Here is a 13,295-nt window from a genome sequence, read left to right on the forward strand (position 1 = left end):
CTCTAAATCCACATATTTTTTAAACCATTCTTTTTTTGCCTCTACAAAGGATTCTACTTCTATCCAGGTATTCGCATTTGCAATCGTTGCAATCACTGTTGTAAAGATTATTTCTATCAGCTTATGTTTTACTTTCCACTCTTGTCTAAAATCGCTTACATTTTCAAATGCACTTTTAAACATTGTTTTGTCCATATGAATTCTCCTCCAGAGTTTTTTTCCTCTAGTATTGAATTCGACATTACTTCTTTAATTCCTTTTTGTAATTATTACCATTTATTCCTTCTGCATTTTCGCATTCACTTTTCCTAAAATACTCTACATTTTTTTCATGCGATAGCCGTGTAAGAGTCCAAATAAGTAACATCTCATTTTCAACGGTTTTCATCGTGCCATTTCATTGCAATCGCTTTGGTTTGGCTCATCAAATGAAATTTGTCGTGTCAGCCTATGAAATGTTTGCATTCCAAAATATCTTGGAAATATACTTTAACTTTTGTATTGTAAGCTTCTCGGATGATAAACGCTTGCTCTGTAATAAAGGTGACAATGCCACTACTAAGATATTTATGGTCTTGATCAAATAGCGTAATCGTATTACCGCTAATCTGATAGGCTTTTACTAAAATTTTGTATTCTTCTATCGAATCACAAGCATATAACTTCACAAAAACACCTCCCTATTTTTAACCCCTCTAAAAGATATTTATGTTATAACATAAGTTATAACCGCTGTATTTTTAAAATACAATCTGCACAGACCGTTTTGCCCAATCGGGACTCCAGATGGTCCTGTGCACCACAAAAGATGCAGTAATCTTCTTGGTATCGTTTCAATAAAATAACATCGCCTTTTGCGACGACTTCTAATGTTTCCCCGATATCTATACCCGTATGTTTTCTTAAACTGGCAGGTATAACGATTCTTCCAAGTTCATCTACTTTTCTTAAATTGCCTATTTTACTCATAAGTAATACCTTCTTTCTGTCTTTACATTTTTCATTTCGATCTCACACCAGCGCTTCACAATGTGATTTGAACACCAATAAAATCACTTTTTGTTATCTTTTTCGTTAAAAAAAATGGCTTCAATATCTGTCTCAAAAAATTGCGCTATGTATTTTGCCATTTTTAAACTGGGTGTTCTCTTTTCAGTTTCCCACATAGCTACAGTCGCGCTTGAAACGCCTAGTTGTTTTGCAAGTGCCCTCTGTGACAATTTTCTTTCTCCCCTATATTGAGCGATTCTGTTCAATTAAACCTCCCATTTCATTTTAGAATTATTTACAAAATATCACATTTGGTTACTTTTGTCAAACATTAATTCACTTTTTGTTATTTTGTTATCTTGTAATAATCTTTTTCTTTATTCCTGCTCACTTTATGTGATATTATGATTTTAGGTGATGATATGATTGAAAACAGATTAAAACAACTTCGCAAAGAAAATAGTTTAACTCAAAAGGAACTCGCGGATAAACTCAATATTTCCAAGGGTTCTATTGCTATGTATGAAACGGGAAAACGTTCACCAGATAATGATATATTGTCTAGTATTGCTGATTTTTTTGATGTTTCTACGGACTATCTTCTGGGCCGAAGCAACATAAGGCGTTATTCTGAAGAAATTCTGGCGTTTAATACGACGGAGCATTTAACAGATGCCGATTTAAAATTGGTTAAAGATTTGATTGAGACGTTAAAATCTAAGAATTTACAAAAAAAATAAGGATGCATAACATATGGAAACACTGCTAAACATTATAGAGTCTCTGGGCATTCAGTTGGAAATCACAAAGGATTTACCCAAAGGGGTAAATGGCTTTTACTATCAAGATGCGGCGCATGATATTATCGTTGTCAATGAGCAAATCAAAGATGAAGTTGAGTTTAAGACCGTGCTCAGTCATGAACTGGGCCATTACTTTACGACGGGGTTTAATTTTAAGGGCAGCCCTTTTATGGATTTAATCCATACGGAAAGGGATGAGGTTCGGGCGATGAGATGGGCTTGTGATTATTTGATCCCAAGCGATGATCTCGTTAAGCGATTGGACATGGCCTCTGAAATGCAACTTCACATTTTGGCCGACTTTTATGGTGTTTCGCCTGAGCTCATGAAAATGAAATTCTATTTTATGAGTTTAACTTCCGTCAAGTGGCAGCTTTCAATTTCTAAAGTGCTCTTACTCTCTGCACTACCTTCAATATATGTGGTTGAAGGCTCTTTTGAAGATGACTTCTGGTGTTCAGAAAAGATAGAAGATTATCTAAGCGACGAGGCTGTTGAGGGGATTCGGATTTTATTTGAGATCTGCTAGAAAACTATGAATCTATAAAAAAGTGCAAGACATAGAACTGAATCCAATCAGTCTATCCTTGCACTTTTATTCATTTTAAGGGGTAGGTTGTCTTATAATAGGGATCGCTTTGGTTATCTAATGCTTTGGTTATCTAATGCTTTGATTGATCAAGCCATCATCCAAATAGTCTTTGGCAACTTGATACAGGTAAGCAATAAGTTTTCGCATGGTTTCTTTGCTGATCCAAAGGGTAATCCATATGGGTAAATGCTGATAAGCCTTTTTGAGGACCCATTCTTCTTGCTCTTTGCCACTGCTTAAAATGGCGTCTTTTGCCATGCTTTTTGCAGTCAGCATCAATCTAAATAAAACGACTTTTACCTGCTGCCACTTTAAAAGGACAAACAAAAAAACAGCCCCTGCGACTGCTATCATTAATCCGTATTCCATTGCAATTTCTTTGGTCATTTAGCTATGCCTCCTCCCTATATGCCTCTAATTTTTCATCTACGAGTAGCATCATTTCTTGTCTCATTTTTTCTAAAGCTTTTTCTAGGATGATAAAGTGTGCCCACGCTGGCATTTCTTCGTCAATTCGATCTAGCCAATAGGCATAGTCTGTGATTAGACCTTCTTCTATCGCAAAGTGGATGCCTTTGATTTTCCACGCTTCTATAGGCGAGACTTCTGCATTTGAAGCTTCTGTATTTGAATCTTGTACATATTTCAATATGTCTTCTACGAACTCATTCCACGAATTTCGGCCGAGTATGACTCTTGGACAATATTTGCCTGACCAGTCTTGATGCTTGTAGATTTTAAAGTGCGGATAGGTCAGTAAAAGTGCAGCATTTAAGCATTTGGCATTTTCTTCTGCCTTTAACATATTGCCGTTTTCACAGATTTCTATGGCGATGGTTTTCATGTTGCCGTCCCCTTTGCCATCTCCTGCATGATAGGCGACTTCATTTATGGGGAGCACTTGAATGATTGCAGTTTCATCCACAAAGAAGTGTGCGCCAACGTAGGTTTGATCTGCGTTTTCTACATTTTGAAGCCACGTTGCATGTCTATTGGCACTTGCTGATGGTGATGTGTTGCCTGTGTTGTGGTTGGTGATGCCTAGGGCTGTTTCTGGGTCTAGGGCGATTTGGGTTCTGACGTTGTGATTGCCACTTGGCATGATGATTTGGGTTTTAAGAGGAGTGCTGCCTATTTCTTTATTTTGGATAACACCCCCTATGATGTTGAGCTTGTTGATCATGTTTTCACTTTCTTTCTGTAATTGATTTTTGTTATTGATTTTTGTAAATTTAGTTTGTATTGCCCTTTTGTATCGCTCATATTATCAAAGCGTCTACTCAGTCCGCTTCGCTACCTTCGTAACACTTGCACAATCCTATTGGATTGCATTCAGTGGGCGTTTGGACTCCCGCTGAATTAGGAATATGAACCCCCACTTTAAAAAGTGGGGGACATCTCCTCAAGGGTTATATGAACTTATTTTTTGGTGCGTTCACTGACTTTGATGAGTTCATTTTCGATGCGCTCTGCTCTGACATCGTGTCGATCCAGCATTGAAATGGTTCTGTTTTGCAGATCATAGCTGTTCTCTATGCTTGATTTTAAGATTTCAAGCGATTGGGCGACGTTGTCGTTTGATCTGGACATTTCGTGCATGGCTTTGGTGTTGTTTTCGATGATGCCATTGAACATTTTTAGGATGATCCAGAAGAGGATGCCTAAGGCGACTGTGCCAGCGCCGATTGTGGTGATGGTGTTGGTGAGCTCCATGATCTCCATGCTATAACTGTACCTCAACTTTGTTTATAATGCTCTATTGTGTGCCCTTGCTATCAAAGCGTCTACTCAGTCCGCTTCGCTACCTTCGCAACACTTGCACAATCCTATCGGATTGCATTCAGTGGGAGTTTGGACTCCCGCTGAATTAGGAATATGAACCCCCACTTTAAAAAGTGGGGGACATCTCCTCAAGGGTTATATTGACCTATAGATTATGCTAATGACTGTTTTAATACTCTAAATTTGTGATTTCTTTAAACTGAATTGCGTTGATCTTATTTAATTCAACAGCTCTTCGGCATTGCTCTTCTGATGCCCATCGTTTTGGATAAGCGTACTTTAACCATGCGTACATTTTACATACCTCCTAACATTAGTTCAGTGACTTGGTTTGCTAACGTTTGTAATTGATCCTCTTTTTCTGCGTTTTCTAGCATGAGCTGTGTGATTTGAGTTGCCATGATATCTTGGGCTGTGGGGTCGGGTTGGGGCGAACTTGATAAATAAACTTGGCGCTCTTCCTCTGTTGTTTCTAAAATTTCACCCTCTACATATTTGTATTTTGGAACATTGTTAAAGTCAAACAAAGATAAATTAACCACTCCGTTTAACTCAAAATGTCTTACTCCTTCTTTGCAAATACAGATATCAGTTTCTAAAGGGATTTCAAAAGCATCAGAAAAACCTTTTATAATATGACTTTGTTCGTTCAATCTTATATAATGGTTATTGTAATTTTGTGTTATCATTTTACCCCTCCCTATAATCTTGCATCTGCTACTGCATGTATAAAATAAGCGCCTGAGGGTACCAGAATATCCGTATTGTCAATTGTTGTCCCAGCATCATTTCCATAAGCACTTCTTGCATCTGTCGTGTTATTTAACCCGTTAGACCATTGTCCAATTGGTGAAGTAGATGAAGGACAATACAAGGTTACAGTTGGGGTTATTCTTTTAACGACTTTATATCTCCAATTTATAAGTGGTTGAAAAGACGATGCTATAGCTATGGCAGATAACGCTCCGCCATAATTGTTGTCACCATTTGCGGGTTTAATTTCATATGAAAAAGTTTTTTCATAATACCTTTGACAAGCACTCAATTCTTCTGCAAAAGTATTAGGAACAAATGGAGTCGCGATATCCCCAAATTCTAATTTACATTGTGCAAAGTTTGCACCGTTGCCTGGGGAAATTCCGTTCCTAAAACACCTCAATGTAATTGACGCCATTGTAGAGTTTATGCTCATTAATTTAGTGACTTGATATTTATGCCATTGGTCATCTACAGGAGTAAGGATGTAGACGATTTCAAGTGTGTGACCATCGTAAATATAGGCTAGGCCACTCGATCCACTATTAAACTTTGCATAAAATGAAAACGTAACTTTTTGACCTTTGAAGATTTTATAGTCTTCAATGTAATGCATTATATCGGTATAGGTTCCCGACGCTCCAATAGTGTCCAGTTGCTGCATTCTAAAGGAATATTTGCTTAATGAGTTTGGCACGTCTAACGATCTCAACGCCCTTACTTTTGTGTCTGCCTCACTTGCAATTTTGAACATATCAGCTGTATATACATCTTGAGGATTGTCGAATGTCGTACCATTTTGCCATATGTCAAAGTTTCCGTTGATCAGATAATTTTTACCAGAGATTATATTCGTGTAATCTTTAACCGTTTTCCCACTCTCATCAACCAAAACATTTTCAGCTGTCGTGATTGGCAAGATTGAATCCCAGCCATTATTTTGAGCATTTCTTTTCTTAATTACTGTGTTGTATGTTGACATTTATCATTACCTCCTATACTACTAAGTACCAAAACTCTCCAGCTACTGGAGATGTGGGTTCTGTACCATTTACCGTTACTTTCATATACTCTGAATGCGTATGAGATGTAATCACACCGGTTAATTTGGACTCAATCTCTGTCTTTGTAATATCACTGTTTTTTTGAGCATTGGATGGTGCATGAGCAGTTTGGCTGTGGATATATGCTGTATGCCCTTGATCCCCGCGATGCGCAGTGCTACTGGTCATCCCAATCGCAATTTATTTACTGATCTCAACATAAGTTTTCATCTTGGGCTACATAAATCTTGCCACTCTCTCCTAATGCAGGAAATTCAGCTAAAGTAGTGTACTCTAAGACATCATCCACATAAGAGGGTAATTGTGTAGAAGGCACTTTCCCCGCTGAATCCAGTGAAGCATATCCATTTGCAACACCCTTTTTAGAGCCGTTTCTATGTTTCAGTTGAACATTTATATTTGCCATTTTTTTCTTCCTTAATTGGGTTGAAACCATATCCCCTATTCAGGTGGTGTTTCGCTGGTCTTAGCATTATAAATCGCTACACCACCTAGGTTAAAATTTGTCTCACTGCCTACCGAATACCATACGGTTGATGGATTAACTGCTATGGGTTCTTCTTCTTGAAGATAAGTGGTACTGGATGCCATTTCTTTAATATCTCCATCAAGCGTTTTAACGGCATGATCTACTTTATCCCAGTTCTCATTGAGCATGGTTGTAATATTGAATACGGCGTTGCCATCTACTATAGGCTCCGCTTTGAATAAATTTAAAAACTGTGTTAGGACACTCATTTCGTCACCTCCTCTAAAATGCAAATTTGTCTAAAATCTGTTTTTCTAATGTCTCAATAGGCATTGCACCCACATCAGACACTAGGTAATACTTAAAAGCATATTCATACCAAAGATGTGCAGGTTTCACTTCATCTATCGCTTGACTCAAACCTAGAATATTTTGGGGTGTCCCTAAAGTGCCTACAAATTTAATTAGGAATTTACTCTGTTCTGGTATTTCAATCACTTCAACTTCGCCACCAGAAAAGGAAGCTGCCAATGTCTTAATCATCTCTTTTGATGTCGTCCCGATGCCTCTGAGTTTAGAAATAATCACTTCTCGTCTTGTTTCAAGTGAAGAGCTCGTAAAAGATTTTATGTCAATCATTTTTTCCCAAAGTGATAATCCCCAAGTGGCAGTCTCGACATACATTTGTGCCAAAAAATCTTCGATTTTATCAAAATAAATGCCGGACTCTTCACCAGTCACCCTATATATGGATTTCAAAGGTTCCGCTTCTTCTAAAAACGAGGGCACATACTGCCTGATTTCTGGATATCTACTCATAGAGATTCACCGATCCTTTCACAGGGACTTCGTCAATGTTTAAAGTGATTGCATGAGTTGCACCATTCACTTTTAAATCCACATAATCTGAAACGCCTTCTGTTTCAATCAAAATTGAACCTATTTTAGCAATGGAGACTTGAATCGGCGCATTCTTTGAATCCACTTTGAAAGCCACATCTCTCATAAGATATTGCACTACATTTGTATTAAACAAATTCAGTACTTCATCTAATGTGTAGCCTTTGGATAGGACGATCTGGGCTTCGATGTCAATCGCAATTCCACTTGCACTTATATAAGTCACCTGTGCACCGATTGGTCTTTGCGTTTCAATATATTCAGATACGCTTGAAACCAATGACGCACTCGCTGGTGACATCGTTTCATCAACAATTACAATTTTTACAGCTCCCGGTCCATTCCAGAGCGGCATGACCTTCACGCCACCCACACCAGCCAAAGACTCTGCCCATTGCTGATACTGATAGACATTACCACTGGTGGCTGGCTTTCTCACATGTGACAAAAGTCTTTCGAGTAAAGCCGTATCGGATTCCTCATTGGTCCCTTCACCAATAGCAGCTGGGTTCGTCACAGAAGTCACACCTGAAATGGACATGGGGAGTGCCACAACTGTATAGGGTCCTGTATTATAGAGCGTTCCATAATCACTTGCCGTGACTGAAACATCTACAAAAGTATCTATTATTGTCGCCACCATATCTGTTATATACGTTCTGCCATCTTGGGTGGCAAAAAGACTCCCCTTTGACACTATTGTGCCAGGACTGCCTTCTATCCTGATCTTGCCCTTCGCTTTTGTTGCCAATTTACGCTGTATGCCATGTTCTCTAGCGCGCATATCCAAATACGGGCCACTGGTGGTTTCCGCGAAACCGAGTTCTAAAACCCTTTCGAGATTAAAATAAGCCTGCATCAACTCAACCGCAATTGGGGCCGTCGCCACATGAAACATACTGCCTTCCCCTGTATTGATCTCACTCACTGCCATTGCGTCCATCCGTTTTTGAATCGCTTCTTGTGTTTCATTTTCAAACATTTGTATTCACCTCCAATTCTTCGCCGAGATTCGTTTTGACCACAAAACTCACATTGACTCGATCGCCCGCATTGATAATGATAAAATCTGTAACCGCATAAATGCGTTCATCATAAATGAGGGCTTCCGTAATCATATTTTTGATGACACTTTCGAGTACATCTTTATGGAGCGTCTTCCCTAAGACATCTTCAATTTCACAGCCATACTCCCAGCTGTGGATCAAGTATCTATACCGTGCTGTTTTAAGTGTTTTGATAATATAGATTTTCAAAGCTTCCAGCCCAGTGACAATAAGGGGCGTGCCATTTTGTAAAATAAACTTATTCTGATCAAAATCATAAGCCCATTCCCTGCCATAGTCTATTGCCGATGCCTTAGATAAAACCGGATTGAGCTGATGCATATGCTCTGGGAAAATTGCCATTACTCCACCACCCTTCCCATGACATAAAATCGCTTGCCATTTTCGATACTCATCACTGCAACTCTATTGCCTACCAACGAATTTCCAACTCCATCGGGTATGCTATAAGCATAATCCAAAACTAAAAATTGCCGTGGAATCGCCACTTTCATTTTATCCAGCTTCACCGCAATATTGGGCAGATCACTGATAACCGTTCCAATTTCAATGGTTACCTTGCCTTTGTCTTGATTTTTTATGAATTGAATGAGTTTTTCACCTGCCATTTCATCACCTCTTTATTAATTTTAAGTGCATTGTGTAACCACTTTCGGTCATATTGTGGCCATCTTCTTCAATAATATAAGTTTCATCAATGCCGAGGCCTTTATCTACTAAAGTGAGCTTATCACCCGCTTTAATGGAGACATTGCCTTTCATTTGAAGACTAATATCCACCGATGCTTTACACAGGTCTTTTAATAAATTCTGTGCATAGATTTTAGATTTTGATCGATCCATATTGTCTTCTGTAACTTGGTGCTGCATACGACCATATCTAGAAATCATTTCTGCATTCACTGCTTCGGCGAAGATATTGTCCCCTTTTCCTCTTACGAGAACGACATTTCTCAATGCCTCGATACTCTCAGTGACAGTGATGGTATAAATTTCATCACTTCCTGTTTCTAGATCAATGAGAATGCCCTCATGCCCTAATGTTTCAATAACCAATCCTTTTGAATCCATTTTCATCAGATAATCGATCTGGGTTAATTGGGTATATTCTTCTAAAGCCTTAAGGATCATATCGTAAAGAGACATATCTCTAAAAACACCTTCCAATTTCGACTGAATCGAAGGGATCTTCGCAATTGTAATCCCAAATTCATCACATAAACTCGTAATGAACTCTGTCACTCTAATGTTGTCTACCACTTTTGTAGTCATATTTTTTGTCAAATAGATCAGGGGATCATAAACGGTTATATTGATCGTTCCCCCTGCCCGATCTGTCACTTTTGTAAAAACAACACCCGAGATGATTATTTTTTCTTCTTGATCCAAGAGTTTAACCAAGTCTCCATTGTCGATTGAGAGCTTCGGCGTGTAATAATCTTCAGAATAAAGGATCTGAAAAGTCAAGCTTCTGGAAACTTGGTTAATATTGCCCCCCCAAGATACATTCTGAACGAGGTCTGTGATGTCAAAAGGGTTATTATTTTTGATAAGAATTACTTTCATCGTTCACCCCTCTATTCTAATAATATCTTTGATGTTGTTGCACTTTGATTTTGCGGGATTATTTTAAAATGAATCGCCAATTTAATCCCTGCTTTCATAGGGCTGGAGAGCGGTAATTGGGTGCCCTTCTCGTTTACAAATTGGATGCGATTTTTATTTTGAGAATAAATGACCTCAGCATTTGCAAAAGTGCCCGTTAGTTTTTTTGAAATAATGGAAACGGTATCCCCATACTTTGTCGTGTAGTAGTTTGGTATGCTTCTATCTTGAGGTCTATTGGTTTTGGCGATGGGACTGATCATTACTTTGCCATCATCAAGACTCGCCGTCACAGATTTAACCTTTAAAAACTTGTACTCGACCAAACTTAAAGTAAAATCGACATTGCCTGATCCACCCGATTCAGAGTAAGTGAAATTCTGAATCGCCACAGGCATATGGATAGGGGTGTCCGTGATGATTAATTTTATAGGCCTTTGGGACTTTTGCCATTTTAGTATTTTTTCAACGTGTACATAAGGTGCATCACCGCTTTCGTAATTGCAATAGCCTTCGTAATTTTTAGGAAAAAAAGATGTAATCTCAATGGTTCTAAGCTTGTTAGCGCCAATTTGATTAACTTCCCCTATACCGATGACTTCTGTGGTATTGACAGTCTGGCCTCCTGTGATTTGGTATTGACCTGGGTTGACAGGTAGCGTTAATATCTCTTCAAAATTGTTATAGCTGAGTTCAAAAATCATTATACCGCCCCCATATTCACAGCCACTGCCATTAATTTTTCTTCTAATCTCGACAACAAAGTATCTACATCTCTTGAATCTGATGCACTGATATGATCCGCAAGTTTAGGGATGTTGATCGTGATTTGACCCCCACCAGTCCCTCTACTCAACTGACTGTTTTCAGCCGCTGTTAAGACGCGTTCCCCTTGATGGAGCATTGCAGGATAGTTGTTATAGGGGACATAGCCGATACCTACTGCCAGAGTAGGTATTTGGGAACCTTTATTCTTAATTATCGCATCGCTTGGAACGTTCTTAATCTCCGTTCTTTCTCCAACATCTTTGCCTAAAATGTTTTTTAGGAAGTCGGCAATTAAATTGTATAACCAATTTATGCCCTCATAAAATCCTAGAATAAATTCAGATATTTTTGCTGCCAAAGGCATTACGAAATCAAAAACACCACTTATTGCAGGTATCACCACATTTGTAAAGACATCTACAACAACACCCGCAAGTATGCTCAGGAAATCTAAGAAAATAGCAATGTTATCCAACCATGCGCTTAGTATGGGCGCTATAATTTCCCATGTTGTCGCTACCATTTCTTGTATGACTGGAAACACTTCAATCCACGCGGCTTTAAATTGATCCACAATGCTCATGATACTGCCAAACATATCCATAAAGACATCTTTCTTGGAAAGAATAAAGTTCATAAAGGTATCCAATATCGGTCTTCCAGCCTGTATGACACTGAAAATAAAACGAAAGACGTCTCCCACGACCTTAGATATGCCCAAACCGAATTGAGTGATTTTCTCTTGATTTGCGGACAGGAATTCAACCCCTTTGGCTAAGATGTCACTTATGCCACCAAGGCTTGTGGCAGCGATATCCGATAATATCGTTTCACCGATCCCTTTTAATTTTGCCATCATGCCTGGAATCGTTTTTCCAGCCTCTTCTGCACCGCCTTTAAACTGTTCTGTCATTGTGCTGCCTGAATCATTTTTCATATTGAGAATATTGCCACCCGCATTTTTTAGACTTTCTTCAGTGGCATTCACGCCAAAAGCCTGAAGCGCATCTAGGTTACCTGATTGTGCTTCTGTGAGTGCCTCCATTGCTTCCATCAAAGTCTTACCAGAATTAGAACCCGCCATATCTTCTGCCAGTTTTAAGAATTTTTCTGCTGCTCCAGTGTCCCCTTTTGCCATTTTAAGAGCACTTGAACCCGCATCTAATACTTCACTTTCAGAATAGACACTGCCGTTAGAATTTTTCTTAAGCGTTTTCATATAATTATCGCTTTTGCTTTGCACTGATTTCGCATCTAGCCCTGCATTGTTTTGTTTAATTATAGAGTTCATATCCTTTTGCTTTGATTGCCTATTGATAGCGCCTTTTAGACCAATTTCGGCTAACTCACCCGCTTGCGAAGCTACTTTTGATGCGATTCCTAAGGCACCCGAAAGAACTAAAGAACCTAATTTCTTCCCGATACCGCCCACAACACTTGATATATGATCTCTTGCTGTTAATGCAATTGTAATCCCTCTTCTCAGTGGATTCAGACTCCTATTCGCATTTCGAATATCACGTAATCCTCTATTTCTAAATAAGAAATTGGTAATGATTCGAGCAGGAATCCGCGCTAATATGGAAAGGACTACGCTTCTGATAATTGGAAGAAGTGGACGTATTACTCTAACAATTTGATTTATAATTCGTGCCATCACTCTGGAAATTATTGAAAACAATGTACTGCCTAATCGAACAATATTCGCTAAAATATTAGCAATAAATGTCCTTATATGGTCTCCCTGTTCCTTGTAGAAGTGTCTCATTTGATTTCCTAAGGTATTTTTTAGTCCCTTAAATATATTCGTGGTAAGTCTTGCTGCATCTCTCGCTCCTTTTATCATCGCACTTATCATATCCATGTGTTCACACCTCCTTTATATTGAGACAAACCCGGGGACGTTGTTCTTGGCGCATTGCTCTTCTTCTTTCATCCTGTATTGATAAAAGGCGATCATCACGTCAAGCTCACCCGGATTTTCACTAAGCCGGCTATAAACCTCAGAGGGGAATGTACCGTGTTTAGACCACATATAGTACATAATCCCCACCTCTGGGTCTGTCTCAATTAGTTTTTTATCTGGATGATTGAATCTTCACCAAAACCAGATAGTTCAGAAATCTGATTGTAGAGATGGAGTATTTCTCCAGGCAATAGTAGTTTTTCAATTAAATCAATGGGTGTTGCCACGCCAAATTTTTCTCTGAGTTCTTTATCTTTCAAACTCGGTTCAACGATCCCTTCTATGAGAATCATGGATTGAACCAAACTCGTATCAATATCCGCATCCTTTTTGTCAAATTTAATCGCCAAGTCCTGAATATTTTTAAACTCTTTGTTGTTCAGTGCACGAATGGTAAATTCCATTTTCTCACCGAAAGATTGAGATAATCTTGGAATCTCAACGCTTTTTTTAGGTAAATCCATAATGTCCATCTTGGAATTTAATAATAAGCTCAATGCGTTTTTCGCTTTAGTTGCTGCTACCATACTAGT

Annotated in this window: 24 protein-coding genes; 2 read left to right on the top strand and 22 right to left on the bottom strand. The window is 38.7% G+C overall.

The annotated features are described in order from the left end of the window. The 4 genes from F3D3_RS20140 to F3D3_RS20155 all read right to left on the bottom strand — a co-directional run. Positions 1-195: transposase family protein (locus F3D3_RS20140; protein WP_139132159.1), on the bottom strand; the 195-nt coding region annotated here is incomplete at its 3' end. 248 nt (positions 196-443) lie between these two features. Beyond that, the gene (locus F3D3_RS20145; RefSeq protein ID WP_069876238.1) at positions 444-668 is read right to left on the bottom strand and encodes a hypothetical protein; all 225 of its coding nucleotides are present in this window, start codon (positions 666-668) and stop codon (positions 444-446) included. A 55-nt stretch (positions 669-723) separates the two neighbouring features. Beyond that, positions 724-969: an AbrB/MazE/SpoVT family DNA-binding domain-containing protein gene (locus tag F3D3_RS20150; RefSeq protein WP_069876239.1), complete on the bottom strand. Its 246-nt coding sequence runs from the start codon at positions 967-969 to the stop codon at positions 724-726. An 83-nt stretch (positions 970-1,052) separates the two neighbouring features. Continuing rightward, positions 1,053-1,256 carry a helix-turn-helix transcriptional regulator gene (locus tag F3D3_RS20155; protein ID WP_069876240.1) on the bottom strand — a complete coding sequence of 68 codons (204 nt, stop codon included), beginning with the start codon at positions 1,254-1,256 and terminating at the stop codon, positions 1,053-1,055. Positions 1,257-1,412: 156 nt separating this feature from the next. Between F3D3_RS20155 and F3D3_RS20160 the strand changes: the two genes are divergently transcribed. Next, positions 1,413-1,730: a helix-turn-helix domain-containing protein gene (locus F3D3_RS20160; RefSeq protein WP_069876287.1), complete on the top strand. Its 318-nt coding sequence runs from the start codon at positions 1,413-1,415 to the stop codon at positions 1,728-1,730. A gap of 13 nt (positions 1,731-1,743) precedes the next feature. Next, on the top strand, positions 1,744-2,322 hold the full coding sequence (locus F3D3_RS20165; protein WP_069876241.1) for an ImmA/IrrE family metallo-endopeptidase: 579 nt from the start codon (positions 1,744-1,746) through the stop codon (positions 2,320-2,322). Positions 2,323-2,451: 129 nt separating this feature from the next. On the opposite strand, the gene F3D3_RS20170 is transcribed toward F3D3_RS20165, so the two are convergent. From F3D3_RS20170 to F3D3_RS20245, 18 genes are all read right to left on the bottom strand, one after another. Further along, positions 2,452-2,772: a hypothetical protein gene (locus tag F3D3_RS20170; protein ID WP_069876242.1), complete on the bottom strand. Its 321-nt coding sequence runs from the start codon at positions 2,770-2,772 to the stop codon at positions 2,452-2,454. Positions 2,773-2,776: 4 nt separating this feature from the next. Next, positions 2,777-3,568 carry an N-acetylmuramoyl-L-alanine amidase family protein gene (locus tag F3D3_RS20175; protein WP_069876243.1) on the bottom strand — a complete coding sequence of 264 codons (792 nt, stop codon included), beginning with the start codon at positions 3,566-3,568 and terminating at the stop codon, positions 2,777-2,779. A 236-nt stretch (positions 3,569-3,804) separates the two neighbouring features. Further along, positions 3,805-4,125 (bottom strand): hypothetical protein, encoded by a 321-nt coding sequence (locus tag F3D3_RS20180; protein ID WP_175438436.1) that lies wholly within the window; start codon positions 4,123-4,125, stop codon positions 3,805-3,807. Positions 4,126-4,336: 211 nt separating this feature from the next. Next, a complete protein-coding gene (locus tag F3D3_RS23540) occupies positions 4,337-4,462 on the bottom strand; it encodes an XkdX family protein (RefSeq protein WP_084389196.1) in 126 nt (41 codons plus the stop codon). Between the two features lies 1 nt (position 4,463). Continuing rightward, the gene (locus F3D3_RS20185; protein ID WP_069876245.1) at positions 4,464-4,856 is read right to left on the bottom strand and encodes a hypothetical protein; all 393 of its coding nucleotides are present in this window, start codon (positions 4,854-4,856) and stop codon (positions 4,464-4,466) included. A gap of 11 nt (positions 4,857-4,867) precedes the next feature. Then, a complete protein-coding gene (locus tag F3D3_RS20190; protein WP_069876246.1) occupies positions 4,868-5,905 on the bottom strand; it encodes a hypothetical protein in 1,038 nt (345 codons plus the stop codon). Positions 5,906-5,918: 13 nt separating this feature from the next. Continuing rightward, on the bottom strand, positions 5,919-6,155 hold the full coding sequence (locus F3D3_RS24780) for a hypothetical protein (protein WP_069876247.1): 237 nt from the start codon (positions 6,153-6,155) through the stop codon (positions 5,919-5,921). 25 nt (positions 6,156-6,180) lie between these two features. Further along, entirely contained in the window at positions 6,181-6,393 is a 213-nt protein-coding gene (locus tag F3D3_RS24785; RefSeq protein WP_069876248.1) for a hypothetical protein, read from the bottom strand. A 35-nt stretch (positions 6,394-6,428) separates the two neighbouring features. Next, positions 6,429-6,725 (bottom strand): hypothetical protein, encoded by a 297-nt coding sequence (locus tag F3D3_RS20205; protein WP_069876249.1) that lies wholly within the window; start codon positions 6,723-6,725, stop codon positions 6,429-6,431. 13 nt (positions 6,726-6,738) lie between these two features. After that, complete coding sequence (locus F3D3_RS20210) at positions 6,739-7,275, bottom strand: putative phage tail protein (protein WP_069876250.1); 537 nt, start codon at positions 7,273-7,275, stop codon at positions 6,739-6,741. Further along, positions 7,268-8,338 carry a baseplate J/gp47 family protein gene (locus F3D3_RS20215; RefSeq protein WP_069876251.1) on the bottom strand — a complete coding sequence of 357 codons (1,071 nt, stop codon included), beginning with the start codon at positions 8,336-8,338 and terminating at the stop codon, positions 7,268-7,270. The genes F3D3_RS20210 and F3D3_RS20215 overlap by 8 nt, the downstream gene beginning before the upstream one ends. Continuing rightward, complete coding sequence (locus F3D3_RS20220) at positions 8,331-8,765, bottom strand: DUF2634 domain-containing protein (RefSeq protein WP_069876252.1); 435 nt, start codon at positions 8,763-8,765, stop codon at positions 8,331-8,333. The genes F3D3_RS20215 and F3D3_RS20220 overlap by 8 nt, the downstream gene beginning before the upstream one ends. Beyond that, positions 8,765-9,031: a hypothetical protein gene (locus F3D3_RS20225; RefSeq protein WP_069876253.1), complete on the bottom strand. Its 267-nt coding sequence runs from the start codon at positions 9,029-9,031 to the stop codon at positions 8,765-8,767. Before F3D3_RS20225 ends, F3D3_RS20220 begins: the two co-directional genes overlap by 1 nt. A 4-nt stretch (positions 9,032-9,035) precedes the next feature. After that, positions 9,036-9,989, bottom strand: a complete 954-nt coding sequence (locus tag F3D3_RS20230; RefSeq protein ID WP_069876254.1) for a hypothetical protein — start codon at positions 9,987-9,989, stop codon at positions 9,036-9,038. Between the two features lie 11 nt (positions 9,990-10,000). Beyond that, complete coding sequence (locus F3D3_RS20235; RefSeq protein WP_069876255.1) at positions 10,001-10,732, bottom strand: phage baseplate protein; 732 nt, start codon at positions 10,730-10,732, stop codon at positions 10,001-10,003. Then, a complete protein-coding gene (locus F3D3_RS20240; protein ID WP_069876256.1) occupies positions 10,732-12,660 on the bottom strand; it encodes a hypothetical protein in 1,929 nt (642 codons plus the stop codon). The genes F3D3_RS20235 and F3D3_RS20240 overlap by 1 nt, the downstream gene beginning before the upstream one ends. 15 nt (positions 12,661-12,675) lie before the next feature. Continuing rightward, the gene (locus F3D3_RS24295; RefSeq protein ID WP_175438437.1) at positions 12,676-12,840 is read right to left on the bottom strand and encodes a hypothetical protein; all 165 of its coding nucleotides are present in this window, start codon (positions 12,838-12,840) and stop codon (positions 12,676-12,678) included. A gap of 26 nt (positions 12,841-12,866) precedes the next feature. Next, the gene (locus F3D3_RS20245) at positions 12,867-13,289 is read right to left on the bottom strand and encodes a hypothetical protein (protein ID WP_069876257.1); all 423 of its coding nucleotides are present in this window, start codon (positions 13,287-13,289) and stop codon (positions 12,867-12,869) included. Positions 13,290-13,295 lie beyond the last annotated feature (6 nt).

Source organism: Fusibacter sp. 3D3 (assembly GCF_001748365.1).
Classification (GTDB): Bacteria; Bacillota; Clostridia; order Peptostreptococcales; family Acidaminobacteraceae; genus Fusibacter_A.